Annotated in this window: 21 protein-coding genes and 1 pseudogene; 11 read left to right on the top strand and 11 right to left on the bottom strand. The window is 69.4% G+C overall.

Annotated features, from left to right (window positions below):
- Window positions 1-213: 213 nt before the first annotated feature.
- The gene (locus NMN56_RS20120; RefSeq protein ID WP_280842876.1) at window positions 214-555 is read right to left on the bottom strand and encodes a hypothetical protein; all 342 of its coding nucleotides are present in this window, start codon (window positions 553-555) and stop codon (window positions 214-216) included.
- Between the two features lie 474 nt (window positions 556-1,029).
- On the opposite strand from NMN56_RS20120, the pseudogene NMN56_RS43270 reads away from it, so the two are divergent.
- Window positions 1,030-2,612: pseudogene (locus NMN56_RS43270) on the top strand (thiamine pyrophosphate-dependent enzyme).
- A gap of 13 nt (window positions 2,613-2,625) precedes the next feature.
- Complete coding sequence (locus NMN56_RS20105) at window positions 2,626-3,087, top strand: cupin domain-containing protein (protein ID WP_274045891.1); 462 nt, start codon at window positions 2,626-2,628, stop codon at window positions 3,085-3,087.
- Window positions 3,088-3,432: 345 nt separating this feature from the next.
- Here the strand turns inward: NMN56_RS20105 and NMN56_RS20100 are convergent, their stop codons facing one another.
- From NMN56_RS20100 to uppS, 5 genes are all read right to left on the bottom strand, one after another.
- A complete protein-coding gene (locus tag NMN56_RS20100) occupies window positions 3,433-3,870 on the bottom strand; it encodes a nuclear transport factor 2 family protein (RefSeq protein ID WP_274045892.1) in 438 nt (145 codons plus the stop codon).
- Window positions 3,867-4,625, bottom strand: coding sequence for a thioesterase II family protein (locus NMN56_RS20095; protein WP_274045893.1), 759 nt, complete (start codon window positions 4,623-4,625; stop codon window positions 3,867-3,869). Before NMN56_RS20095 ends, NMN56_RS20100 begins: the two co-directional genes overlap by 4 nt.
- Complete coding sequence (locus NMN56_RS20090; protein ID WP_274045894.1) at window positions 4,622-7,858, bottom strand: non-ribosomal peptide synthetase; 3,237 nt, start codon at window positions 7,856-7,858, stop codon at window positions 4,622-4,624. Before NMN56_RS20090 ends, NMN56_RS20095 begins: the two co-directional genes overlap by 4 nt.
- Before the next feature lies 1 nt (window position 7,859).
- On the bottom strand, window positions 7,860-9,167 hold the full coding sequence (locus tag NMN56_RS20085; protein WP_274045895.1) for an aspartate aminotransferase family protein: 1,308 nt from the start codon (window positions 9,165-9,167) through the stop codon (window positions 7,860-7,862).
- Window positions 9,168-9,414: 247 nt separating this feature from the next.
- Window positions 9,415-10,362 carry a polyprenyl diphosphate synthase gene (gene uppS, locus NMN56_RS20080; RefSeq protein ID WP_274045896.1) on the bottom strand — a complete coding sequence of 316 codons (948 nt, stop codon included), beginning with the start codon at window positions 10,360-10,362 and terminating at the stop codon, window positions 9,415-9,417.
- Window positions 10,363-10,492: 130 nt separating this feature from the next.
- Here uppS and NMN56_RS20075 point away from each other — a divergent pair, with 130 nt between their 5' ends.
- Window positions 10,493-11,482 (top strand): squalene/phytoene synthase family protein, encoded by a 990-nt coding sequence (locus NMN56_RS20075; protein WP_274045897.1) that lies wholly within the window; start codon window positions 10,493-10,495, stop codon window positions 11,480-11,482.
- A gap of 160 nt (window positions 11,483-11,642) precedes the next feature.
- Window positions 11,643-11,948 carry a hypothetical protein gene (locus NMN56_RS20070; protein ID WP_274045898.1) on the top strand — a complete coding sequence of 102 codons (306 nt, stop codon included), beginning with the start codon at window positions 11,643-11,645 and terminating at the stop codon, window positions 11,946-11,948.
- Window positions 11,949-12,402: 454 nt separating this feature from the next.
- Here the strand turns inward: NMN56_RS20070 and NMN56_RS20065 are convergent, their stop codons facing one another.
- Together NMN56_RS20065 and NMN56_RS20060 are read right to left on the bottom strand one after the other, a co-directional pair.
- Window positions 12,403-12,795 (bottom strand): MmcQ/YjbR family DNA-binding protein, encoded by a 393-nt coding sequence (locus NMN56_RS20065; RefSeq protein WP_274045899.1) that lies wholly within the window; start codon window positions 12,793-12,795, stop codon window positions 12,403-12,405.
- Window positions 12,792-13,187, bottom strand: a complete 396-nt coding sequence (locus NMN56_RS20060) for an MmcQ/YjbR family DNA-binding protein (protein ID WP_274045900.1) — start codon at window positions 13,185-13,187, stop codon at window positions 12,792-12,794. The genes NMN56_RS20065 and NMN56_RS20060 overlap by 4 nt, the downstream gene beginning before the upstream one ends.
- Window positions 13,188-13,318: 131 nt before the next feature.
- On the opposite strand from NMN56_RS20060, the gene NMN56_RS20055 reads away from it, so the two are divergent.
- Window positions 13,319-14,272, top strand: a complete 954-nt coding sequence (locus tag NMN56_RS20055; RefSeq protein WP_430542647.1) for a helix-turn-helix domain-containing protein — start codon at window positions 13,319-13,321, stop codon at window positions 14,270-14,272.
- 315 nt (window positions 14,273-14,587) lie between these two features.
- On the opposite strand, the gene NMN56_RS20050 is transcribed toward NMN56_RS20055, so the two are convergent.
- Window positions 14,588-16,102 (bottom strand): hypothetical protein, encoded by a 1,515-nt coding sequence (locus NMN56_RS20050; protein ID WP_274045902.1) that lies wholly within the window; start codon window positions 16,100-16,102, stop codon window positions 14,588-14,590.
- Between the two features lie 1,093 nt (window positions 16,103-17,195).
- Between NMN56_RS20050 and NMN56_RS20045 the strand changes: the two genes are divergently transcribed.
- From NMN56_RS20045 to NMN56_RS20020, 6 genes are all read left to right on the top strand, one after another.
- On the top strand, window positions 17,196-18,686 hold the full coding sequence (locus tag NMN56_RS20045; RefSeq protein WP_274045903.1) for a sensor histidine kinase: 1,491 nt from the start codon (window positions 17,196-17,198) through the stop codon (window positions 18,684-18,686).
- 4 nt (window positions 18,687-18,690) lie between these two features.
- Entirely contained in the window at window positions 18,691-19,095 is a 405-nt protein-coding gene (locus NMN56_RS20040; protein WP_274045904.1) for a roadblock/LC7 domain-containing protein, read from the top strand.
- Window positions 19,092-19,460 (top strand): DUF742 domain-containing protein, encoded by a 369-nt coding sequence (locus NMN56_RS20035; RefSeq protein WP_274045905.1) that lies wholly within the window; start codon window positions 19,092-19,094, stop codon window positions 19,458-19,460. The genes NMN56_RS20040 and NMN56_RS20035 overlap by 4 nt, the downstream gene beginning before the upstream one ends.
- Entirely contained in the window at window positions 19,441-20,061 is a 621-nt protein-coding gene (locus NMN56_RS20030) for a GTP-binding protein (protein ID WP_274045906.1), read from the top strand. The genes NMN56_RS20035 and NMN56_RS20030 overlap by 20 nt, the downstream gene beginning before the upstream one ends.
- On the top strand, window positions 20,058-21,344 hold the full coding sequence (locus NMN56_RS20025; RefSeq protein ID WP_274045907.1) for a cytochrome P450: 1,287 nt from the start codon (window positions 20,058-20,060) through the stop codon (window positions 21,342-21,344). Before NMN56_RS20030 ends, NMN56_RS20025 begins: the two co-directional genes overlap by 4 nt.
- 310 nt (window positions 21,345-21,654) lie before the next feature.
- Window positions 21,655-22,527 carry a M23 family metallopeptidase gene (locus tag NMN56_RS20020; RefSeq protein ID WP_274045908.1) on the top strand — a complete coding sequence of 291 codons (873 nt, stop codon included), beginning with the start codon at window positions 21,655-21,657 and terminating at the stop codon, window positions 22,525-22,527.
- A gap of 402 nt (window positions 22,528-22,929) precedes the next feature.
- Here the strand turns inward: NMN56_RS20020 and NMN56_RS20015 are convergent, their stop codons facing one another.
- Window positions 22,930-23,538, bottom strand: coding sequence for a sortase domain-containing protein (locus NMN56_RS20015; RefSeq protein WP_274045909.1), 609 nt, complete (start codon window positions 23,536-23,538; stop codon window positions 22,930-22,932).
- Between the two features lie 76 nt (window positions 23,539-23,614).
- On the bottom strand, window positions 23,615-24,709 hold the full coding sequence (locus NMN56_RS20010; RefSeq protein ID WP_280842879.1) for a DUF7927 domain-containing protein: 1,095 nt from the start codon (window positions 24,707-24,709) through the stop codon (window positions 23,615-23,617).
- Between the last annotated feature and the right edge of the window lie 17 nt (window positions 24,710-24,726).

Raw genomic sequence — 24,726 nt, 5'->3', positions numbered from 1 at the left:
TGGACAGTCGAGTGCGTCAACAGCCACGGCCCTTGGTGGCGGCTCCTGGGTGTGCGCTCATGAACACCCCAGCGAATGCACTGTGCCGAACTCCTCCCACGCCAGACTCGGAATGGAACCCGGCGGCCGGAGCGTCAGGCCGCCAGGCATGGAAACCGCTGCCGTGCCGGTGGGTTCCGCGCGCCGTCCCTTCTGGCCGGAGGCGGTGTGTGGTCAGGAGACCGGAACGATCCATGCCTCCTGGGCGACGCTGTCCCTGTCACAGGGGGTGTAGGCGATGCGAGGGGCCTTGGTCGGGAACGTCCTGCTCCCGGTGCTGAAGTAGATCGTGCCGGTCAGGATGTTGCGGCAACGGACCTCGACGACGTACTTGCCCGTGTCGCACTGGCCCGCGCCGACCCAGATGCCGGATTCGTAGTCGTTCTCCGTCCAGGTCGTGCAGCCGGTGGGCGCCGGCGGTGCGGCCGGGCTGGACGCGGCAGCCGGCACGACCAGCACGCCTCCCATGAACGCCGTGACAGCAGCGGTGGCCAAGGCACGGGTGAGGTGACGCACGGGGGCCTCCGAAGACGTGTCGGGCATCTGCCCGGTGGGCGGCGTGTGAGGGGCGTTCACCCTGCTGTGGTGCGGTGGGTGAAGGGAACGTAGCCCGTCGGGAAGTGGAGTGGCCACGACGGAACCGGTCATGCCGAAAGCGGTCATGACCGGATATGCACCTCACAGCGGCCAGGAGGCCACAGGCCCGGCCGTGGAACTCGGGCGACCGTGAGGGCCCGCTGGCGGACGTTGCGGAAGTGGCCTTCGAGGAGGTCGCTCAGGTGCGGGAATTCCCGTCGTAAAGGGGATGGCGTGAACGCGCCCCACGCAATCCGTTCTCACCGTTCGTCTTTAGAAGCTCAGAGGCGAGATCCCTCTGTATCGCACACGGCTCAACCGCACTCGTACTCAACCTTCTCCCCATCCGTTACAGAATTGCGCCGGACCGCCTGCAACACCGCCTCGACGCTCGATGCCGCGCTCGAAACCCTCATGCACCAGTCGGTGATCAATGCGTTCCAGCAACACGGTGTGAAGGCGCTGTTCGGTATCCCCGGCGGGGCGATCCTGCCGCTGTACCAGCGCATGAGCGAGGCCCTCGGGATACAGCACATCCTCACCCGCCACGAACAGGGTGCCGGGCACGCCGCGTCCGGTTACGCGCAGGCGTCAGGGCGGGTGGGGGTGTGTGTGGCGACCTCAGGGCCCGGTGCCACGAATCTGGTCACCGCGCTGATGGACTCGCGCATGGACTCCGTCCCGACCCTGGCGATCACCGGGCAGGTCCCCAGCGGGTTACTCGGCAGTGACGCGTTCCAGGAGAGCGACATCTGCTCCATCACGGCTCCGGTCACCAAGTTCAACGCCCAGGTGTCCAAGGCCGAGGACGTCGGGCCCACGGTTGCGAGGGCGCTACGCGCGGCGGTCAGCGGGCGCCCGGGCCCGGTTCTGGTGGATATAACGAAGGATGCCTTGCAGGGCGCCACGTACCTGGAACTCTCGCAGGACCTGCGGCTTCCGCACGAGCCGCGTCCGACCCCTGACCCGGCGGACATCCGCTGCACATGGGCATGCCCGGCATGCATGGCTCCGTGACTGCCGTCGCGGCCCTCCAGGAGGCCGACCTGCTGTTGGCGCTGGGGACACGGTTCGATGACCGTGTCACGGGTGAACTGGACTCCTTCGCGCCTGACGCCCGTGTCATCCACGTCGACATCGATGCCGGGGAGATCGGTCGCAAGCGTCGGCCCGACGTAGGGATCGTCGCTGACTGTGCGCCCGCACTCAGCGCCCTCCTGGCGCAACTGCGCACCGACCGCGCGCGCCAATCCGGACGTACGGCCGAAGACGGGGCCGGGCACGGCCCGTGGCTCAGCAGGCTGGAGGAGTTGCGGCAGCGCTTTCCCCTCGGCTACTCACCCACCCCCGGGGCGCTCTCTCCCCACTACGTCACCGAACGTCTGGGCGCGCTGACGTCTGGTCCGGGGACCGTTTACACCGCCGGGGTAGGACAGCATCAGATGTGGGCCGCGCAGCTCATCCCGTTCGAAAGGCCGCGCTCCTTCGTCAACTCCGGTGGCGCTGGGACGATGGGCTACGCCCTACCGGCTGCCATGGGGGTCAAGGCGGCGCTGCCCGATGCCCGTGTGTGGGCGATAGATGGCGACGGCTCGTTCCAGATGACCAACCAAGAACTCGCCGCCTGCGTGCACAGCGGTCTCCCGATCAAGGTGGCGGTCATCAACAACGGCACCCTGGGCATGGTGCGCCAGTGGCAGGACCTCTTTTACGACCGTGAGTACGCGCACACCGACCTGAGCGCGGCATCCCTGGACACCAGCCCTGACATCGCCGCACTTGCCCGTGCCTACGGTTGTGCGGCCTTCACCTGTGAGCGGGCCGAGGATGTCGACAGGGTGATCCAAGAGGCGGCGAAGGTCGAGGACAGGCCCGTGCTGGTCGAGTTCATGGTCTCCAAAGAAGCCATGGTCTGGCCCATGGTGCCGGCGGGGATGTCCAACGACGATCTTCTGGTTGCCCGTAACTTGCCTCCGGACTTCGGCGATGACGCCTGAGGGGAGGAACCTCGTGACCACCCCGATGGACATCCTCGCCACTCTGGCTCTCCCCGGGGACTCGCCCGCGCCCTGGCCCCCCGACGATGCGCCTCCCGCGCACAACGACGGGCTCGCCACTGGAGTGCTGGCGTGCTCGCTCCCGTACCTGGGCCGGCATGCCACGCACGTCACGATGCGCGAAATCACTCTGCCGCCGGGCGGTACCACCGGATGGCACTACCACCCGGGTCCGCTCCTCGCAGTCGTGCGCGCCGGCACGCTGACCCGCACCTTTACCGACTGGTCGACCGAGACCTACGCCGAGGAATGGTGTTTCGTGGAGAACAGCGGCCCGGAACATGCCCACATCGGGGACAACCTGTGTAACAGCCCGCTGGTCCTCTACGCCGTGTACTTCCTCCCCGGACCGGACGCGCCGCTCTCGATCGAAGCGCCCGCCCCTCCCATGTCGCCCGCACCGCACGAGAGCTGATCCACCGGAATCCACCTGAACCTCTGCGTATCCGTGGAGCCCACTGCGGCTTTCTCCCTCGCCGCCCGCAACTACAAGCTGGCGGGGCTTTCCCGTACGCGGCACCCTCTAATTCGCCCTGCATTCAGCCAGGTTGGGCAAGGCCCACTGATTTCTCCGCACGGGCGCCGATAGCAGCCCCAGTTGATCGCAAGCATCGTCGGTGAGTTCCTGCACCAGCGCCGTCTTGGCTCGCGCATACTCACCCGGCCCTGTGTCAGCGGCGGCGATCGGCTGTGTTGGGCCCCGGCCTCGTGCCGTTCGGGCCGGCCGGTGGGACATCGGCCGGCCCGAACCGGGCTCCTGTCACCCTTCGTTGCGGCGGAGGAATTCGATGACGGCTACGGAGTCGACGTAGGCGTGGACGTTGATGATGGTGTCGCGCTCATCGAAGGTGCATATCCAGGCATAGACCTGGTCGTATGGCGCGCCGTCGTGGCCGATGGAGGTGCTTTCCATCTCGGCGACGGTGACGGGGTCGCCGATGTGCAGACGGTTGATCTGGAAGCGAAGGCCGTTGCGCATCATCGGGCCGAGGCGGTGGATGACCTGGTCGAGGAACGCCTGCTTGGAGGTGTATTCGCCGGCCAGGGGGTGTTTGCCGTGCAGGGTCCAGCTGACGTTCTCAGCGACGCTGTCGAAGAACCGTGGGATGGCCTCGGGGTCGGTCAGACGGTGGAACAACGCCTCGCGTTTGAGGAGCAGTTCGGTGGTGCCGTTGGTGAGGCCGGGGGTGGCGTTCATGCTGTCCTCCTTGTGTCGGAAAGGTGCGCCGTTGTGAGGGCCGACATGGTCTCCTCAATGGTCCTTTCGGGGTCGGTGACGCAGGTGAAGTGGTCGCCGGGGAGGGTGCGCAGGCGGCAGCTCGCTTTGGTCACCGCGGCCCAGCCGCGAGCCGTCCCGGTGTCGAGGTCCGGGTCGTCGTCGTGGCGCAGCACGGTGAGGGGCACCTCGGTCGGCACGGCGCCGGGATCCGGGCCGTAACGGGCGAGGAGATCGGTGTCGGTCTCCAGGGCTGTCGCTGTGACGGGCCGCTCCGCCTCCTGCGCCGACGCGGGTGGTGGCGATGCTGCGTCGCGCTCCGCACGGCAGGCCGCGGCGGCCTGGTCGGGCGGCGGACTGCCGGAGGCGATGAGCCGCAGGGGGCTGGTGAGGCCGAGTTTGTCCACTTCACGTGCGGTTTCGTAGGCGACGATGGCGCCCATGCTGTGTCCGAAGAGCGCGTAGGGGGTGTCCATGGCCCACTGCAGCGCGTAGGCGATGCGGCGGGCGAGCTGCGGAACCGAGTCGCAGTGCCGCTCGGTGATGCGGTCCTCACGACCGGGGTACTGCACCGCCCACAGCGCGCAGTCGTCGGGCATGGAGGGCACCCAGGCGCGGAAGAGGCTGGCGCCACCGCCGGCGTGGGGGAAACAGATCAGGCGGAGTGGGGCGCCGGCGGGGGTGTGCAGGGGGCGCAGCCATTCGCCGGCGGGCCCGGGCAGCTGGGTGGGGTTCATGTCCTCGCCTCGCTGCCGTTCGGGCCGGCGCGATGCCCGTCTGCGCACGCGTCGTCCACAGCGCGGGCCATGCCGGTGAGGGTGGCCGCCGCCTGCAGCCGCCGCAGCGGCACCCGAGTGTGGAAGCGGCGCTGGATGGCGGTGGCGAGGTGCATGGCAGAGAGGCTGTTGCCGCCCAGCTCGAAGAAGTTGTGGTGCCGGGAGGTAACGGAGGTCTCCAGCAGCGCTGACCACTCATGGGCCAGTGTCTCTTCCGTTGCTGTCTGCGGCGGCTCTTGGTCCACTGGCTCGGTGTGCGGCGTGGCCCAGGTGGCCAGTTCCTTGCGGTCGATCTTGCCGTTGTCGTTCAGCGGCAGCTCGGGCAGGATCAGGTAGTCGTCGGGCTGCGCGTAGTCAGGTAGCCAGTCCCGCGCCTGGTGCCGTACGGCGGGGAGGTCCACGGTGTCGGTGGCGGGCTGTACGAAGGAGACGATCCGCCGCTGCGCCTCCGGCCCGGTCACGACGGCAACGGCGCGTGAGACGTCGGGGTGGGCGGCGACGGCGGCCTCCACCTCGCCGAGTTCGATGCGGTAGCCGTGGAGTTTGATCTGGTGATCCACGCGGCCCAGGAACTCCAGGACACCGTCGTCGCGGTAGCGACCCATGTCGCCGGTGCGGTACCAGCGTGTTCCGTCCTCGGCTGCGGGGAAGCTCCCGGCGGTGCGCTCCGGGTCGCCTCGGTAGCCGCGGGCCACACCGCGCCCGCCGATCCACAGCTCGCCGGGCACCCAGTCGGGGCAGTCCCGGCCCTGCCCATCGACCACCCGGTAACGCTGGTTGCGCAGCGGATACCCGTAGGGCAGCGATGTCCACTGCGGGGAGACCTCCTCGACCTCGAAGAGGTTGGAGTAGACCGCGCCTTCGGTGGCGCCGCCGCAGGCGAAGAAGCGGCAGCCGGGCGCCAGTTGGCGCAGCCGCTGCGGCAGGTCGATGCCGATCCAGTCGCCTCCGGTCAGCGCCACCCGCAGGCCGCGCAGCGCTCCCGCGACCTCGCCTGTCTCCTGGGCTGTCTCGTGGGCCGTCTCCCCGGCCGCGATCAGCGTCTCCAAGAGCACGGGGACCGAGTCCCACACGGTGACGCGGTGCTCGCCGATCAGACGCAGCCACGCCTCCGGGTCCCGCTGCTCCTCGCCGCTGGGCACCACCACGCACCCTCCGGCCATGAGCGGGCCGAAGATTTCGTACACCGACAGATCGAAGTCGAGCGCGGAGACGAGTAGGCACGCGTCCTGCGGGCCGATGTCGCCGCGCTGGTTGAGGTCTTCGAGCGTGTTGACGGCCGAGCGGTGCTCGATCTCGACGCCCTTGGGGGAGCCGGTCGAGCCGGAGGTGAAGATGGTGTAGGCGAGTGCTGCGGGGTCCACCTCGACCGGCCGCCCCAGCGGCGGACGAGAGGCTGCCTCGGCCACCGGCAGGTACGCCGGACGGGCATCGCCGCCTTCCTCGTGGTCGCCGCCTTCCTCGTGGTCGGCGCCGTCCGGCGGACCGGTGAGGACGATCCGCGCTCCGGCTGTCCCAAGAATGCGGTCGCGGCGCTGTGCGGGCTGGTCAGGGCCGACGGGAACGTAGCAGGCGCCGGCCGCCAACACGCCCAGCACGGCGGCGACTTGCTCGGTACCCGCCCCCAGGCAGACACCGACAGGCTCCTCCGCCGCCACGCCGTGCTCCTGCAACAGCGCGGCCACCCGCAGGGCCCGTTCAGCGAGTTGACCCCGGCTGACCGCCTCGCCCCCGCAGCGCAGCGCGACCGGCGTGGGGGCGGTGGCCGCCAGGTCGAAGAACCGCTCGTGCAGCAGCCGTCCGCTTTCCGGCGCCTCGGTGGCGTTCGCCTGCCGACGGACATCGGCCTGCACGCTGGGCAGGCCGGTGGGCACGGAGGCGTGCCAGTCGCGGTCGGCGAAGGCGGTGAGCACGGTGGTGCAGTGCTCCGCCATGCCGTCCAGGACACCGGGCGGGAAGAGATCGTCCACCGCGTCCCAGGCCATGCACATGCCCTCGCCCGTGGGGTGGACCAGGCAGTCCAGCCATACCTGAGGCGTCTGGGTGAGCGCCCAGGACAGGGCCCCGAAGCGGCGGGTGAATTCCTCCCCCGCCCACGGCTCGTCCAGCTCGGTGTAGACGGCTCCCAACAGGGGCGGCACCTGCCCGCGCCGGCGCGCGGCAACAGCTACGGATTCCCATGTGGCCGCCTGGCCGCCGGAACGCAGGGCATGGTCGTCCGCGTGGGCGCTGCGGGCCAGTTCCAGGAGGGTACTGGCGCCCGTGTCGGTGACTGGCGAGGCACACAGGCGGCTGAAGTCCCCGACGGTGGCATCGATGTCCGGGTGGGCCCGGGGGCGGTCGAAGAGCGGCACGTTGAGTAAGAAGTGGTCGCCCTCGCTCCAACGCTGCAGGGTATGGATGTAGGCGGCATACAGGACTGCCCGGGGACGCACACCCGCTCGCGCGGCCTTCTCCTGAATCCGCCGCCACCCCTGCTGCGGTATCGAGAGGGTGCGGCGGTGAAACCGGCCGCCTGACGCCGACTCCGGGTCCTGAGTCAGGGGGAGGCGAGGTGCACTGAGTTCCACGTGCGCCAGCTCGTCGGCGTTCAGCTCCTCGGACCGCGAGCGCGCTCCGATGCCCCACCGGCCGTACTCGCTTTGGTGCCGGGGGAAGTCGTAGCCCAGCGGCGGCAGCTCACCGGTTTCGCCAGCGTAGAGCTGGGCGAGGTCGTTCAAAACGGTGCGGATGCTGGGCGGATCGGCCGCCAGCAGATCGATGTCGGCATACAGCCGGGCGCCACCGTCCGGCAGCAGCGACAGGTGCAGCTCCATCATCGGGCCGCGCGCCGGGTCGCATGTGCGCTGCGCGAACTGCTCGCGCACGCGGAGCAGGGCCGAAGTACGCTCCTGCGGCGATGCACCGGTGAGGTCGTGCACCGTCAACTGGCCTACAGGCTGCGGGCGTACCAGGCCGTGCTCCTGGTCGGGGAAGACGGCACGCAGCATGGGGTGGCGCTCTTGCAGCCGCTGGTAAGCGTGTCGGAGCCGGCCCGGATCCGGCGCGGTGGCGGCGTCGAATCCGAAGGACATATGGCAGCCCATGCCGCCCAGAGGCTGCTCCTCATCCCGCCCCAGCAGGTAAGCGCGCTGTACTGAGGTCAGGGGGAAGGGCCGCAGCGCGGCCAGCTTGTCCGCATCCTGTGTCCGCATCTCAAGTGCTCCTCCCGCACCCGTCGGTCTCTTGCGCGGCGGCGGCGATGACATCTGCGCCGTGTCGCGCTTCTTCTTCCGTGAGGGTCAGGGGCGGCATCAGCCGCAGCCGGTTGCCGGCAGTGCCGCCCAGCCCGACCAGTACGCCTCTCGCCCGGCATTCCTCTTGCACGGCTGCGGCGCGAGCGGGACTCGGGGCGCCGGTGTCCGGATCCACGAACGCCAGTCCCAACAGCAGGCCCCACCCCTGCACAGACCGTGCGGAAGCCGTCTCACGCAGCCGCCCGTCCAGCCGGCTGCGCAGCAGTCCGCCGATCCGATGTGCGTAGCGGGGAAGATCGCGCTCTTCGAGTACGTCGAGGGTGGCCGCGGCAGCCGTGGTGGCCAGCGGGTTGCCGCCGAAGGTGGAGACGCTGGGCATGGGCAGGCAGGACATCACCTCGCGACGTCCCACTACGCCGCCCAGCGCCAGCCCGTTGCCGACGCCCTTACCGAACACCAGCAGATCGGGCTGTGCCTCGGCCCACTGGTGGCCCCAGTAACGTCCGGTGCGACCCCAACCGGTCTGCATCTCATCGACGATCAGCAGTACTCCGCGCTCGCGCGCCGCCCGCCCGTAGGCAGCCAGCTGTCCGGGCTCCAGCGGAACCGCACCGGCCACCCCCTGCACCGGCTCGGCCAACAGCGCCGCCACCGGCGGCAGAACCCCATCGAGCAGCCCCTCCAGTTCAGCAGCACACCGCCGCACGTAGGCCGCCGTATCCTCCTGTGCAGCTCCTTGAGGGTCCGCGCGTCCCGCCGGGACATGAGCAACATTCAGTGGGGACAGCGCCATACCCTGCCACCGGCGGTCACCGGTCACTGCCAGGGCACCGAAGGAGCGCCCGTGGTAGCCGTGGTGCAGCGCGACCACCTGACGGCTGCGGCGATACTCGGTGGCCAGCAACAACGCTGTCTCCACTGCCTCAGTGCCCGAGCAGGTGAAGAACACCACGGGGTCGGGAACGCCGGACAACCGCCCCACGCGCTCGGCCAACTCCACGTGAGAGCGACTGAGATAGAACGTGGAAGTGTGCACCACACCGGTACGCAGCTGACGCTCCAGCGCCTGGCGCACCTCGGGCACGTCGTACCCGAGCAGATTCGCGCCGATCCCCCCGTAGAGGTCCAGATAGGAGCGCCCCTGCGCGTCCCGCACATACCTCCCGTGTCCCGAGAGGATCTCCAATGGGTCGCCCCGGTAATACAGCGGCGACCACCCCGGCGCAACAGCCCTGTGCCGGGACGGCAGTTCATCCTTCCGCAACATCACCACACCTCGGCCCGGTATGACGGGAACGTCGAACTGCTTGGCCTCTGGGGGAGGCGACGGCCCGGGCTCCTCGCCGTGCTTCCCGGCTGAAACACCGCGATTCACGGACTCGGTGTACGACCTGTTGAAAGCGTTGAACGCCAGGACGGAAGGCAGCGTGACCTGCGGGGTAACGACAGGGCGGTGGCTTTGTCCACGAGTGGGCCGGTACTGGGGACGCGGTGCGGCGGGCGCTGGTCGGCTGTCAGGAACCGGAGGGCGCCGGTGGGCTGGGCGGCCCGTCGCTGAGGCCGGAGTCCGGCCCGTTCATCTGCGGGTCGCCGTAGCTGAGTGTTTCCTGGAGCCCGTCGAGGAGGACGAGGCCCAGGTAGGTGGCGAGGGTGCCGGGGAGGCGGAGCAGCTTGGTCAGCAGACCATCGCCAGCAGGGACGCCGGCGTCGGCCGGGAGGCCCGAGCCGGGACGCTGAGCGGGGGCGGGGTAGGTCTCGCCGGAGGCAGGGTCGGCCGCGGCCTGGTCGGGGTGGCGTCGCCGGTAGAGGTCCAGGGCGTACCGCAGATGGTCGGTGCGGAAGTCCGGCCAGGGGACGTCGAGGAAGACGAGTTCGGCGTCAGCGCAGTGCCACAGCAGGAAGCCCGAGATCCGGTGTTCGCCTCCAGTACGGATGAGGAGGTCGACGTCGGGTAGTTCGGGGCACTGCATGTACTGGGGGAGGGTGTCCGCCGTCACCTTGTCGGCGGGGACACGGCGGGCGATCAACTCGCGTGCCGCGTCCAGGACGTCCCTCCGGCCGCCGTGCTCGAAGGCGATCGTCAGGTTCCGCCGGGTGTTGCCGCGGGTCAGGTCCTCCGCGTCACGTAGCCGGTGCCGGACGTCCTCGGAGATGCCAGGGCCGGTGGCCCCCAGCATCCGCACGCGTACGCCTTCGCTGTGCAGGCGCTCCAGGGCTGTGCCGAGGACGTGCTGCGCGAAAAAAGGCAACAGGAAGCTTGTCTCCTCCGCACTCGCCGACTGCTCGGCGGGAGTGAGGAGCGTCAGCCATTCGACGCCCTCCTCCTCAGTGGTCTCGAACATCGCCTTGAGGGCGCTCGCGGAAGCGAGATCGCCATGGGCGGCGGCGAGTCCACGCTGCCCGGCCCAGCGGCCGTTGCCGCCCATGATGCAGGCCACATGCCGAGGGACCTGTGTGGGCATCCATCCTCCAAATGAATACATACGGTGACTAATTGATTCTGGAAAGTGACATACCCGGGTGGTGTGTGCGCCACCCGTTCCGCATACACACCGCGTGTGCAGCACGCGGGCGTTGGGAGGAAGCCCGCTCATGCCCTCAGCTTGGAAGCCGCTGTCCCGGATCGCCCGGTCGCGGGCGCTCACCCCCTGGGGTCATGCACTGGATGCGGCCGGCCTGGGGCATGCCCGACTCCGGGCCGACTACACGGCGGCGGCCGGTATGGCGTTCCGTCGCTACCCCCTGTGGTACATGCCTGCTCGGTTCTTCGTGCCCCCGGCGTCGCAGCCGTATCTGTTCGCCGTCATCGCCTTCGGTCTCCACGGCGACAACCTGGCCGATGTACCGGTCAACCGGCGTCACCCCGGACCGCTGCATGCCTGGAACGAACAGGTCCGGCAAGGGCTGGTCACCGGCCGGGCCGAGCAGCCGTTCCTGCGCGCCTTCCTGCACACCGTGGTCGCGCGCGAGCTGTCCCACGCCGACGTGCACATCCTCATGGCGGGCCAGGCCCAGCAGTTGACGTACACCGAGTACCCGACCGAAGAGGACTACTACCAGTACATCGAGCGCATCAACGTGCCGCTCAATCGCCTCATCCACCCGGCGGTTCTGCCCGGGGTACCCCAGCCGTCCGCCGCCGCGAACCATGCGAACGCCGAAGCCGTCCAGCGCACGGACGACCTCGCCGACCTCGCCAAGGACCTGCGCAGCGGGAAGCTCACCCTGCCCCTGACTGACCTTGCCCGCTTCGACGTCACCCGCGCCGACCTGGAGTCGGGCCGCGACACCCCCGGGGTACGGGACCTGCTCGCCCATGCCTGCCGCAAGGCCCGCAAGGCCCTGGCAGCGGCAGAAGAGGCACTCGCCCCGCAGTCCCCGGAGTACCAACTGCTGTACCGCCCCGGCCTGATCTTCCAGCACCAGGTGATGAACACCGTGGAACGCCGCGGCGCCTCCCTGACCCGCCACCCGGTCTCCCTCCCCCTTCACCCCTCACCGGGCCACCTTCTCGACGGAGTGCTGCGCGTTCTGCATGGACGGCTGAGGATGGCCGTCTCCACAGGTACGCAGGCATGTTGAGCAGGTCATGCTGGACGCAGGGATCACGTACGAGGTGCGGGCGGCGGCCGGAAGGTGCGCAGGACGCCGTCGACCGGATGGAGGGTGGTGAGCCGGGTGTACCAGAGAGGGCTGAGGCGGACAGCAGGGCGACACCTTGACGTTCGATACCGCCCATCGCTTGGACGACCATCAGCACGGGGCGGCAGACGAATCGGGCCGCCGGACCGGCGGCGTCGAGGCGGTCTGGACAACCTCACGTCGCCACCGCCGGACGCGAGCTGTGAGGATGCGGGGGATGTGGGGTATGTCGTGGAGGTTCTGGACCGGGGCCGTGGCGATAGCGATCGCAGGGGGGTTCGTCGCTGGGGTGCTCATGATGTGGCTGCTCGGCCGGCCCTTCGCGTTCAGCCCCGGCGGGGCCGGCGGGATGCTGGGGGCCTTGGTGGGACAGGCGATACTCCGGCGGAGGGCCGACAAGGAGTGAGCCATGGCCGGTAGCCCCCCCTCGTCCGAGGACAGCAGGTGGCCGGCCTGTCCGAGGCGCCAGGCGGGACCCGGGACCGCCCGCGGTTGCCGCGCCGGCCACATCGGCCCCTAGGCACCGCTCGGCCCCGACGCACCGCTCGGCCCCGACGCACCGCTCGCACACGACGCGCGGCCTCGTCGCGCTGCCGCTCGGCCTGGACGGAGAACGACTACGAATCCCGCATATGGCTGGGCGCGGGACAGTGCGACACCGGCAAGTACGTCGTCAAGGGCCGCAGCCACGACATCCCGACGGGCAAGATGTACTTCAACACCAGCAGCAAAACCTTCCCCACCAAGGCCCCCCGTATCGCCTGCACCCCTGCGGCAGGGACAGCGTCGCCCAGGAAGCGTGCATCGTTCCCGTCCCCTGATCTCGCCGCCACCGTGTCCAAGCGGAGCGCGGCCAACGCTCACCGGGCGGTCGCGTCCGGGCCCGGAGCGCGCGGCGGGCGTTTGCTCTGTGGCAGACCTTCGACGACCAGGTCGTAGGAGTGCTCGACCACATCGTTGATCAGCCGCTTTGTGATGCCGCGCCCGGGCCCGAGCGAGACCCAGTGTCTCTTGTCGAGATACCGGCCCGGGGTGATCGCGGCGTAGCCGCGCTCCAGTGCGCGCGCGTGCTCGGGCTCGCACTTGACCGTGATGATCTGTTCGTCCGGGTCGTCGGTGACGATCAGAAACACCTTGTCCGCGACCTTGTACACGTCGAGTCCGGGGGAGAAGGGGCGGCCGTGGCTGACGTCGGGGAGGGCGTGGGCCGCCTTGCGTGCGGTGTCCTGGAGGTGGTCACCGGCCGCGCTCACCGGGCCACCCCCGTGCCGGTGCCGTAGGTGTGCGGATCGACGGGCTGCCGGGCCTTGGGCAGGTGGGCGACGACGAGCAGGTAGGAGTCGGTGACGAGTTCCTTGACGAGCTTCTTGTCCATCCCTGTCCCGCCCTCCAGCGTGATCCAGTGTTTCTTGTTCATGTGGTAGCCGGGGGTGATGTGGCTGCTGTGTTCCCGCAGCGCGCGGGCCTCGTCGGGGTCCGCCTTGAGGATCACGACGGGACGTCCGGGGACCTCGGTCATCAGCATGAACACCTTGCCGCGTACCTTGAAGACCTCCCAGTCAGGACCGAAGGGTTGCTCCAGCTGGGCTCCGGGAAGTTCCTCAGCGCACTCGGCGGCGAACGTCTGCAGGGTCGGTCCGTTCACGAGCGTTTCCTTTCCGGGGATGGTGGTGGGCAGGTGCGTCGGCGAAGGACGCTGACGGCAGCCGCACGGTCACGGCGGCACATCCCATCCTTTCCCCGAAGCGGGCAAACCGGGCGGTAGGCTGCGGACACGTGATGGTCGACAAGCGACACCCTGGGAGTTCTCCAGGAGTCGGACGCAGTGGACAGGCCGTGCGGGCCGCGGTTCCGCTGTACGGTTTCCAGCCCCCGGTCGGTACGCCATACGGCCTTGAGGTGAGCACCGTCGAGGACTTCTTCGCCGAGCACGACGACTGGCCGTGGAACCCACCCCGTCCGGGCCGCGCCACCTTCCACTACCTGATCCTGGTGACCGAGGGCGAGCTGCTCCACGATGTCGACCACGTCACGCGGACCGTCGCCTGCGGCCAGTGGTTGTGGGTTCGTCCCGGGCAGGCGCAGTGCTGGCATCCGCCGGGCGCCGCCCGCGGCCTGTTCATCCTGTTCGAGCCGGATGTGCTGACGGCAGGGACCGCCCGCCTGCTGGCCCCGCTCACCGCGCACGAGGCCCCTGCCGTACTGAGCCCGCACCCCGATGACGCGGCCTGGCTGCGGCAGACGGCACTCCAGCTCCTGGACGAACACCGTGCACTGGGGCGTCGCCGGCTCGATGTCCACCACGCTCTGCGGCGCAGCCTGCTCGAATCGCTGCTGCTGCGCCTCGCCGGCTCCCCGGATGTCACCCCCACCGGCGCGGCGGCGGGCGGCATGGGCGGCAGGGACACGTACGCACGGTTCGTGGAAGCCCTGGAGCTGCACTTCCGGGAACTGCACCGGGCTGCGGACTATGCCGGGCTGCTCGGCTGTTCGGTTCGCACCCTCAGCCGCGCGGCCCGGGACGCCACCGGCAAGGGAGCGCGTGAGGTCATCGACGAGCGGCGGCTGCTCGAAGCCCGCCGCCTGCTGGGAGGTGCCGGTTGGGACGCCCGGGCCGTGGCCGTCCATCTCGGGTTCACCGATCCCGCGAACTTCGGCCGCTTCTTCCGTGGCCACACCGGTCTCACCCCGGCCGCCTTCGCGGCCCGCGAACCCGAAACCGGCGGATGAGGCGACTGCGGCACAAGCCCGCACTCCCACGGCCACCACGGCCCCCGGGCGGCGACCGGGTCCCTCGGCGCCGCGCGCGAGGCGGCATCGTCGCGCACGCGCGCGACACCGATGCCGCGCCCCTCCCGCGTACGCAGCAGCTCAGCGGCCTGTCCGGCGCCGCCGGAAACGACGGTGCTGTGCGGGGCGGCCACCACGGCCACCGCGACCGCGACAGCAGGACGGCATCGCCGGCCTGACGGACGTGACGAGGGTGCGACTCGGAGCGCCGGTCAGGGTGCCGGAGAACGGTTACGGGCCGGCTGCCCGAGCGGTTCAGCCGTCCAGCCAGTCACCGCCGACCGCGGTCGGCGCGAAGCCCTGGCCGTTCCACAGGAAGTGCGGGTGAGCGCAGCCGAACATGTAGGCGAGCAGAGCCGTGTCCTCCTTCCACGTCGGCGGTCGGTGCAGCGCGTGGAACAGGTCGGCGCCGACGTCCCCGGAGTCGATCTGGACGTCGCGGGCGCCCTCACCGCCGGCCAGGGAGGCGATGACGGCCGCTATGTACGTGCGGCGCAGTATCTCCCAGGTTGTGCCGATGTCACCGCGCCATTCCCCGTGCAGCGCCTCGAAGGCGGCGAGTTCCCGGTCGAACAGCCGCCATGCCCGCGGGTGTTCGGCATGGCAGCGTGCCGAAAGCTGGGCCGCGCGTTCGCCGAGTACGTCCACCATGGGCACGCCGCCGGTGCGCAGCGCGACGCCGTCGGTCAGCAGGCCGGTGCAGGCGTTGGGTTCGATGCCGCACAGCAGGCAGTCGTCCCCCGGGGGCAGGCCGTTGGTGATCCCGTCGAACCATAGGGCGTGCCGGCCGGTCAGCCCTTCCCAGACGATCGTGGTGCCCATCAGCCACCCGTTCCACAGCGGCCCGTGGGACTCCGGCATGCACCCGTACTTGATCAGCGCGAGGACGCAGGCGCCGTACAGGGCCTTGTCGTGCGTGGACATGGAGCTCAGCCAGAAGTTGCTGACCTCCCCTGTGACCGCGTCCGCGCGTACGTCGGTCATGTCGTTGAGCACGCGGCACAGGACCAGCGAGGCGAGGTGTTCTTCCTGCCAGAGCTCGGCGTCGGGTGAGACGTGCCAGAACAGGCAGTCCATCAGCTGCAGCAGGGTGTAGGCAGGTTTGTCGAGCGGCGTGGACTGGGGGAGCGCGGCGGTGCCCGACACATGCCGCTTGAGCCAGTACTCGTCGACGGTCCGCTTGAAGGCGGCGTAGAGGCCGCATACCAGGGCACGCGCGCCGTTGGTCGTGCGGTCCTCGGCGAGGCGCTGCTCGATGACCCGCGCGGTGGCGGACACCTCGATCGCCGCCTCGACGCGTTTGTACTCGTGGAGCACCAGAATGTCGTCCTCGTGCCGGAGCCTGAGGCCGAGATCCCGGTCGGAGTCGTTCATTTTCCTGGTCCACACCCAGCCGCCGGTCAGCACGCTGTCGAGTTCTCTCCGGTAGGGCCACGTCTTGACCGAGAGCGGGCGGCCGTCGCTCCTGCGCCAGTCGTAGTCCTTCAGATCGCGGCTGAGCGGCTTGGGCAAGTGGGCGCAGAGCGTACAGGTGCACGAATCATCGAAAGCAGGAACGTCCGTGGCCTCCGCCCGCTCGCGCCACGCGCCTTCCAGCAACGCGCAGGAGAGCCGGCACAGGCTGATTCCGGTCTCCACCACACCGGGGAATTCCCTCTCGATGACGGCGAGGCACTCGTCCAGCCTGCGCAGGCGTTCCGCGCCGTGCTCGTCGGGCGCGGGAAATTCCCTGGGCGCACGGACCAGCGCCCCTTGCACGGAAAAGGTCACGCTCCCGCTGTGCCGCTCTTCCCGGCGGGCGGTTTTGTTCCGACGCGCGATGCTGGATTTTTCGCGACGCTTGTAATCTTCCGTGCAGCTCCTGACGTTGGCTGTGACCACCTTTGCCAGTTCTCCGCTGACCCCGTTTCGTCCCATCGGTGAGTCCTCCTGCTCGTGGGAACGCTCACGTCGGTGCTGAGTGCATGACGGCCATGCGTGGTGCGGTGGGGCATACGGTGGCTCGGTGCTCTTCCCCGGACAAGAGGGCGCCGGGTGAAGTTGTCGGTCGATGACTTGTCGGGCCAGGTCAAACAGGCGACAGAGCTGCTGCCCCGTCGCCGCGAGGACCGTTCACCGCAGGCCGGACGCGGCCTGCGCGGGGTGCCTTTGGCGCTAGTGACAGTCTCCCCACAATCGGCGGATGCATCCGAGTTGGGTACCCCCAGGTGCCCTGCCCGTGGGGCTGATCAAAGAGAGGCGATATCGATCAAGGAGTCGGCTCGTCCAGCGGATGGATGCTCAGAGGGTGTCGCCATGACGCCAAGCTGAATTGTCGGCGCTGTATGTCGTCGGCGTCTCGTAGCGCCCGGCGTGAGCCGGAATGCGCGCGGGACGTGCGCACTCGTTCCGCCGACTGTGCGCTGGACGTGGCCCGTTCGCCGTCTCCAGCGGCGTCATCCGCGCGATGCCCCGGCGAACGGGCCAGGAAAGTCTCACGCGTTACATCCGAACGGAAATTCGAGATGCATGGCAGAACACAGCATCTTCTGCAACGCGGACCTTCTCCTCGCTAAACTCCACAACGCCCGGCGAGTTGAAGCACTCGCAGGGAGCCGGAGCCTGCCGCCCACCCGCCTGGCGCCCCGAGAAAAGGAACACACGGAATCCGAGCAACCAGAAGTACCGGCAGGCGATTCGGTGAATGCCGCCTCCGCGTACGGCACCGGCTGTGCGACGAGTGCGTTCCGACCGCCCCCGTTTCAGTAATTGGTTGAGGATCCCGATGGAACTTGCCTCCGCCCCACCCGCGGCCCGGCTGCCAACTGCCTGGTACGCATGGTGGTCCCTGCCCGTCGCTATATGTGTGGCCACGCTTGTGGCGATGGCCACGGGGACGACCCAGGCCAGGCTCACCGCTCTCATCGTCGGGGCGGTGGCCACAGCGGCCACAGCCGTCTGCGTCGAGCGACTGCTCTACACCGAACGCCGGACGCGCCAGGCCGCCGGGGAACACCGGACACAGGCGGCGCGGGACAAGGAACAGTGGGAACAGCGGCTGGCGTCCGCGGAGGAGAAGCACGCCACCGAGGTCTCCTCGCTGTACGCCGGGCTGTCCCGGCTGACCGAGCTGCACAAGGTGCAACTGGTCCGGCTGGCGGAGGAGTTCCTGCCCAGGGCGGTCGACGAGCTGCGCCAGAACGCGGCGATGGACGACGTGCTCCGGCCGCTCGCCGAGGACCCCGCCGTACCGGAGGAGTTCCGGAGCACGTTCAGGAAGATTCTGCGGACCTCCCTGCTCGCCATCGAGGAGGAGTTCGACCGCAGCACCTCGGCCCGGCGGTCGGTGGTGAGCATCGGTAGCCGACTGCAGGTCTACACGAACAAGATCCGTGCCCAGCTGCACGAGATGCAGGGCGTGCACTCCCGCCTGCCGGCGGTCGCCCGGGACCTCATGGATCTGGACCAGGAGATCGGCCCGGCCGACTGCCTGGCAGCCAGCATCGTCGTCCTGGGCGGGGCCGACCGGCCGGGCAGGCAGTGGCAGACACCGCAGCCGCTGCTCAGCGTGGTCCGGGGCGGTATGGCCCGTATCAAGGAGTTCAGGCGCGTACAGGTGCGCAGGCTTCCTGAACTGGGCGTGGACGGCAACCTGGTCGACCACCTCACGCTGATCTTCGCCCACCTCATGGACAACGCGTCCCGGTACTCGCCCCCGGCGGAGCCAGTGATCGTGTCCGGCAGGGAAGTGCCCAACGGGCTGGGCATCGAGATCCAGGACTCGGGCACAGGGCTCAGGGAGGAGAAGAGGCGTCAGGCGTTGCGGCTGCTGAACGGCGTGGCCGTCGGCTCGGGACCCGGCGGCCTGGCGGAGGACGCGCAGCTCGGCCTGCGCGTCGTGGGCAACCTCGCCCGCAAGCACGGGATCACCGTCACCTTCGACGACTCGCCGTGGCTCGGCACCGCCGTCGTCGTCGTGGTGCCCCACAGGTACTTCAAGCCCCTCGACAAGCGTCCGTACTCGGAGTCGGCCTTGGGGCGGTCGGCCACGCCGCAGCGGGCACCCGAGCCCGCGACGGCCGGCCCTCCCACCGTCCCGGACGGCCCGCTGCAGACAGCCGGCCCCGACGAGGAGCCGCTCGACGAGGAGCCGTTCACCGGCGACACCACACCGGGCGGACTGCCCAAGCGGGACAGACCGCCAAGGAACGTACCGGGCCCCCGCCACGCCATGAGCGCACCCGCGGGGGAGGACACCTCGGGCGTGCCGCCGGAGGAGTCCTTCACCGGGCTGGCCGCCTTCGTCTCCGGCAGCGGCCCGGCGGAGGGACCTGACACGCACGGCCGCCCCGACGAGCGACAAGAGAGTGACTAGCCACATGACGCAGCACCAGACCGACTTGAGCTGGGCGCTCCGGGAGCTGGCGGAGAGCATCCCGGAGATCCGCTTCGCACTGGTGGCCTCCTCCGACGGAAAGGCCATCACCTCCTACGATGCGGACCCCGACGACGCCGACCGCTTCGCCGCCATCGTCGCGGGCCTGCAGTCACTGGCCCAGCCCGTCGCCGAACAGTTCCCCAAGGAGAAGGGCCAGCTACGGCTCGCAGGCATCGAGGTCGACGGCGGACATCTCTTCGTCGTACGCGCCGGCACCGAGACGTATCTGGGCGTGCTGGCCAGGAAGGGCCTCGATCAGGGCCTGCTGGGGCACCAGATGAGGGACTGCGCCCGCAGGATGGGCGACCTCCTCGGAACCGTTCCGCGGCAGGAGCAGCCTGGATGACCGGGCCGCAGCGGGGCCCGGGCCGGACCGGACTGGAGCGCTACTACGTCCTCACAGGTGGCCGCTGCGCGCCCGCCACGAAAGCGGCGACCCTCGATGTGGCCACCCTCATCGTCGCCCGCTCCGCACCGGCACCGGGGACCCAGCCCGAGCACGACGCGATCCTCCGGTGGTCCCGTGACCCGCTGTCGGTGGCCGAACTGGGCGCGCACCTCGGGCTGCCCTTCAACATTCTCTCGGTGCTGCTGGCCGACCTGCTGCACACAGGCCAGGTGGAAGCCCGTGATCCCGTCGCGGGTACGGGCGACCGCGGGCCCGACCTCGCGCTTCTTGAGGAGGTACTCAGTGGACTTCAACGGCTTTGACCAGCCGGCATTTCCGCAACGGGCGGAAGCGCTGCACGCGGGAAGCCGGTCGGTCAAAGTGATGGTCGCCGGCGGTTTCGGCACGGGGAAGACGACCATGGTCGGCTCGGTCAGCGAAATCGTGCCGCTCACCACTGAGGAAACCCTCACGCAGGCCAGCGTCGGCGTCGACGACCTGGTGGGCGTCGCGGACAAGAAGAGCACCACCGTCAGCCTCGACTTCGGCCGGATCAGCCTCAACGAGCAGCTGGTGCTGTACCTGTTCGGTACGCCGGGGCAGGAGCGGTTCTGGTTTCTGTGGAACGGCCTGTTCAAGGGCGCCCTCGGCGCGGTCGTCCTGGTGGACACCCGGCGGCTGCGATCCAGCTTCCGGGCCATCGAGGAGATGGAGAGGCTGGAGGTGCCGTTCGTCATCGCCCTCAACGTCTTCCCCGACGCCCGCAACCACCCCGTCGATGAGGTACGGGAGGCTCTTGCCGTCTCCCCGCACACGCCGATCGTCACCTGCGACGCACGCGACCGGGTATCGAGCCGCGATGTGCTGATCGCGCTCGTCCGCCACATCAAGGAACGGTCTGTTGCCGCATTGGAGTCCCGATGAACCCCCAGTCCTCCGACAGCCCGCACCTGGACGCACCGAACCCGCCTGCGGGCTGTCCCGTGCGGCCCGCAGGCGCCACGACGAGGCTGTACGCGGCGGAGTCCACGGTCGACCCGTACGGAACCTACTCCCGGCTGCGAAAACAGTACGGGCCGGTGGCGCCCGTACTGCTGGAGGGCGACGTGCCCGCCTGGCTGGTGCTCGGTTACCGGGAGAACCGGCGGGCGCTGGACAACCCCAGCCAGTTCAGCCGGGACTCGCGCACATGGCGGGACTGGAAGGAGGGGCGGATCGAGGAGACCTCGCCACTCATTCCGATGCTGGGGTGGCGCCCCGACTGCCTCTCGCAGGACGGAGAACCCCATCAGCGGCTGCGCAGAGCGGTCACCGACACCATGGAGACCGTGGTCAACCGCGGCATACGCCGCCACGTCGTCCACTTCGCCCACAGGCAGATCGACGCCTTCGCGGACACCGGGCACGCCGATCTGGTCATCCAGTACTCCGAGCACCTGCCGATGCTCGTACTGACGCGGCTCTTCGGCCTCCCGGAGACGGACGGTGAACACTTGGTGGCGTCCTGCGCCCAGGTGATGAAGGGCGGCGAGGACGCCATCGTGCACAACGAGCGGATCACGCGGGTGCTCGCTGACCTCACGTCGCACAAACGCGCCGAACCAGGCCCGGACTTCACCTCGGGACTGATCCAGCATCCCGCCTCTCTGGAGCACGAGGAGGTCCACAACCACCTGCGCCTCGTGCTCCTCGCCGCACACACCACCACCAGCAACCTCCTGGCGCGTGTGTTCCAGATGATCCTCAGCGACAGCTCCCGCCTCGCCGACCTGGTGAGCGGACAGATGACCACCGCGGCGATCGTTGAAGAAGTGATGTGGAACGCGCCGCCGTTGGCCGTGCTTCCCGGCCGGTTCGCGACCGCCGACTGCGAATTGGGCGGCCAGCACGTCAAGGCCGGCGACCTGCTCGTCCTCGGCCTGGCTCCGGGAAACCTGGACCCGGAGATCCGCCCCCACACGGGCACCGCCGTACGCGGCAACCAAGCCCACCTGGCGTTCAGCAGCGGTCCCCACGAATGCCCCGGGCAGGGCGTCGGGCAGGCCATCATCGAGACGGCCGTGGAGGTGCTGATCCACCGCCTTCCCGGCCTCCGCCTGGCCGTCGACCCCGCCGAACTCTCGGACACGGCCTCCACATGGGAGACCCGGCTCGATCGCCTACTGGTCAGCTTTCCGCCTCAGGGGTCATCTCATGTGGGCCGGTAGGCCGTTGGGCGTGGTGGGGATCGTCCGCCCCGGATGACTTCTCAAGAGGGCATGTGGACATGGGCCGAGGCTCCATGAGTCCCGGCATACCGCGAGTTGTACCCGTCGGAACATGGACTGCGGTACGTCCGGACCGTGTCCTGTGGGCAGCCAATTGGAGCTGATGGAGGGTGACGTCACCTACCGACGGCTGGCCGGCCAGCAGTTGGCCCCCGTCGGAGCCTCGTGACGGTGGCCACGCCGGCACCTCCGTTCCGCCATGTCAGGATGCGGACACCGCTCGAACTGACACACCTGCGAAAAGGTGCACATGCTCGTGAATCTGTGGAAGCGCTACGGCCTGGTGTTCGCCGCCGGCGCCGTGTGCATTGTGGTGAATGTGCAAGGGATCGGCCCGCTCTGGTACACCGGTGTGGCGCTGCTGATCGCCGGACGGGTCATGCGCGTGACACTGATCCGCGAACAGCGCCCGCCCCCGGGGCGCGAGCCGCTGCTGCTCCGGGCCCCAGTCACGGGGCGCTGGCTGGCGCTCAACGGCCCGGCGACGAAGGTTCCCAGTCACACGCACAGCCACGCACAGACGTACGCCATCGACCTGAAATACGTACCCGAAGGAGGGGGAAGCGGCCAAGGAGTCACATCGCAGGCCCCGCCCTTCCGCTGGCTTTGGCCACTCGCCCGGAGCCCTCGCCGCTACCCCACGTTCGGCAGGCCGCTGCTCGCCCCCGCCGACGGAGTCGTCGTCGCGACCGCGGGAGGACAGCGGGACCACCTGTCGCGCATGTCGCTCCCCGCCTTCCTCTTCCTCTACCTGGAGGGCTTCATCCGCGGTCTCGGCTGGCCGAGCCACTTGCTCGGGAATCACATTGTCCTGAACCTCGGCGACGGCGTGTACGCGGCCTTCGCACACCTGCGGCGCGGGTCGCTGGAGGTGGCCGTGGGCGACCGGGTGTCAGCGGGCCAGCAGATCGCCGAATGCGGCAACTCCGGAAACTCATCCGAGCCGCACCTGCACTTCCAACTCATGAACGGCCCCGATGTGATGACGGCACAAGGGGTGCCGTTCGCATGGCGCTACCGCGACGACGACGGGGTGGCACACACCGGTGTGCCCGCGGACACCACACACTGCGTTCCCCTCTCGCCCCTGCCGGACCGTCCATATGAGGCGCGGGCCAACTGATGACCGGCGTGGCGCCCGGCGTTCCCAAGTGCGCTCCCCAGGGCCAGGCAGACGCGGCTGCCCAGTCACCGGCGGCCCGGTGCGGCCGGCGGCGTCCCCGCCGCGGCCGTGCGTACAGGGCAGCGACGCCGGACCCCGCGGCGACGCCTCAGGGGCGACGCCGTCGGCGTCGGCCAACAGGGCGGCGGTGACGGTGAGTTCGGCGCCCGAGAGGATGCTGAAGCCTGGACTTCCGTCGGCTCCAGCCGCGTCACGGGCCGTGGTGCGGTGGCGGCTCCTTGCCGGCCGGGGCTGCTGGGAGCCTGGGGAGCTCCCGTCAACCTGGTCCCGGCAGGCACCTTCCGTTCAGGGCGCTCCACGGCCCGGACGCGCACGGTGGACCCAGGACCTTCGGGTCCGCCGTCAACTGGCTGCTCGCTCGGTCTCGGTGAGATTTCCGTGGACGAGCAGCGTTGTCTTATACGTCTTGGTCTTCTTGTCGAACGGCGGTGCACAGGTGATGAGCCACAGGCCGGGACCTCCTTTCCGGCTCAGGACGTGCCAGTAGGGAAAGTTCTTCGCCTCTACGAATTTGCGTGTGTCCACTGTGAATTGCGCGGTGCTGCCGTCCGCTCGCCGTACCGAGATCTTGTGCCCGGCCCTCAACTCGCTGAGACGGAAGAACACCGCCCGCTGCTTGTCCGAGTCGACATGGCCTACGAGGGCGGCCGAACCCCGCTCGCCCGGCGTGACGCTGCCGCGATACCAGCCGACCAGGTTGCGCTGACTCTTCGGCGGCGTGCCGATGGACCCGTCAGGGGTGCGTCCCAGCTGCACCACCTTGGCGTCGACACCGATGTCTGCCGCTTTCACTCGCAGCGGATGTGAGGGAGACATGGGGGCAGCCGTCACCTTCGCATCAGCCGAGGCCCGCTGTGCGTCGTTGTCGGAGGCGTCGGGCATCAAGGGGGGAACGAAGATGGCCGCCGTGGCGATCAGGCATACGGCGCACAGTGTGCGGAACAGCCGCACGGCCCGACTGGGCCCTTTGACCGGACGGCCGCGTGGGCGGCCACCCTCGTTGCATGTGCTGTTCACGGTGTGCTCGCTAAATTTCGCGCCTGCGCTTCACGGCCCGTGCACCAAGGACGAGCCCGGCGAGCGCCACGGCGCTTGCCGAGCCGACCGCATACGGCACCGCGGACCCGGATTCGGCGTTGGGTCCGCTGGGCGCCGTGCCACGTGCCGCGAGCTCCACAGCACGGCCGCCGCCGCCCGCGTGCGGGGCGGAGACGCACGGCGCTCCCGAGGGAGTGCGGCACGAGTCGGGGGGCCGTGCGGACTTGGGCGACGCGGCTCTCCCGGTGCCGGCCCCATCGGGCGACCCGGTGGTTCTGTTGCTCCCGGGGGTTCCGGCGCTCCCGGCGTTCCCGGAGGTTCCGGTGCCTCCGGCGTTCCCAGAGTTTCCGGAGTTCCCGGAGGTCCCGGTGCCTCCGGCGTTCCCGGAGGTCCCGGAGGTCCCGGAGGTCCCGGAGGTCCCGGAGGTCCCGGAGTTTCCGGAGGTCCCGGAGGTCCCGGTGTTCCCTGCGCTCCCAGAGGCTCCGGAGGCCAAGCCGGACGAGCTCGTCTGCGGGTCGCCGTCGAGGGAGGTGCCGGCGGACGCGCCGATCGGCAGCGCAACGGAGCAGCTTGACACGCCGAGTTGCGCTTCAGCGGAGCCCAGCGTCTGTGCGTCCTCGGTCGTGTCGTAGGTGCTGCGGCAGACGCTGGACGTCTTGCCGCCGTAGGTGACGGTCGCGGCGTTGCCGTAGACGCCCTTGTCCGGCTTGGGCGTGAGCGTGTATGTGATGGTGGCGCCCGAGCCGGGCGCGAGATCGCCGTCCCAGGCGAGGGCGCTGCCCCGCACGGACGCCGTGCCGGTCGTGCTGCTGGGGCCGCTGAGGAGCCGGGCGTCGTCGGCGACGTTACCGAGGTTGTCTTCGACATGGACGTCGGACAAGGCCCTGTTGGTCGGGTTGTTGATCTTGAGGGTGTACTGGAGCCGGTCCTCGGCTCCCACGGTTTTGAGGGAGAGTTCCTTCGACATCTGGAGGCTGCCGCCGCTGTCGCCTACCGCGGCTGCCGGCGCACCACCGATCGCCAATAGCGCGCCCGTCGAAAATGCCAGGGACATGGGGCTGGACAAGCCCATTCGTTTGCTCATGGTGCACATGTAGACAT

It is taken from the genome of Streptomyces iconiensis, assembly GCF_028657195.3.
GTDB classification, from domain to species: Bacteria; Actinomycetota; Actinomycetes; order Streptomycetales; family Streptomycetaceae; genus Streptomyces; species Streptomyces iconiensis.
This window is presented reverse-complemented; position numbering and strand designations above follow the sequence as displayed.

Bases quoted from the DNA above. Each gene is read 5' to 3' on its own strand.
- NMN56_RS20045 (WP_274045903.1), top strand. From the start codon at position 17,196: ATGGCCACGGGGACGACCCAGGCCAGGCTCACCGCTCTCATCGTCGGG.
- NMN56_RS20040 (WP_274045904.1), top strand. From the start codon at position 18,691: ATGACGCAGCACCAGACCGACTTGAGCTGGGCGCTCCGGGAGCTGGCG.
- NMN56_RS20025 (WP_274045907.1), top strand. From the start codon at position 20,058: ATGAACCCCCAGTCCTCCGACAGCCCGCACCTGGACGCACCGAACCCG.
- NMN56_RS20095 (WP_274045893.1), bottom strand. From the start codon at position 4,625: ATGAACCCCACCCAGCTGCCCGGGCCCGCCGGCGAATGGCTGCGCCCC.
- NMN56_RS20090 (WP_274045894.1), bottom strand. From the start codon at position 7,858: ATGCGGACACAGGATGCGGACAAGCTGGCCGCGCTGCGGCCCTTCCCC.
- NMN56_RS20010 (WP_280842879.1), bottom strand. From the start codon at position 24,709: ATGAGCAAACGAATGGGCTTGTCCAGCCCCATGTCCCTGGCATTTTCG.
- NMN56_RS20020 (WP_274045908.1), top strand. From the start codon at position 21,655: ATGCTCGTGAATCTGTGGAAGCGCTACGGCCTGGTGTTCGCCGCCGGC.
- NMN56_RS20085 (WP_274045895.1), bottom strand. From the start codon at position 9,167: ATGTTGCGGAAGGATGAACTGCCGTCCCGGCACAGGGCTGTTGCGCCG.
- NMN56_RS20100 (WP_274045892.1), bottom strand. From the start codon at position 3,870: ATGAACGCCACCCCCGGCCTCACCAACGGCACCACCGAACTGCTCCTC.
- NMN56_RS20035 (WP_274045905.1), top strand. From the start codon at position 19,092: ATGACCGGGCCGCAGCGGGGCCCGGGCCGGACCGGACTGGAGCGCTAC.
- NMN56_RS20075 (WP_274045897.1), top strand. From the start codon at position 10,493: ATGCCCTCAGCTTGGAAGCCGCTGTCCCGGATCGCCCGGTCGCGGGCG.
- uppS (WP_274045896.1), bottom strand. From the start codon at position 10,362: ATGCCCACACAGGTCCCTCGGCATGTGGCCTGCATCATGGGCGGCAAC.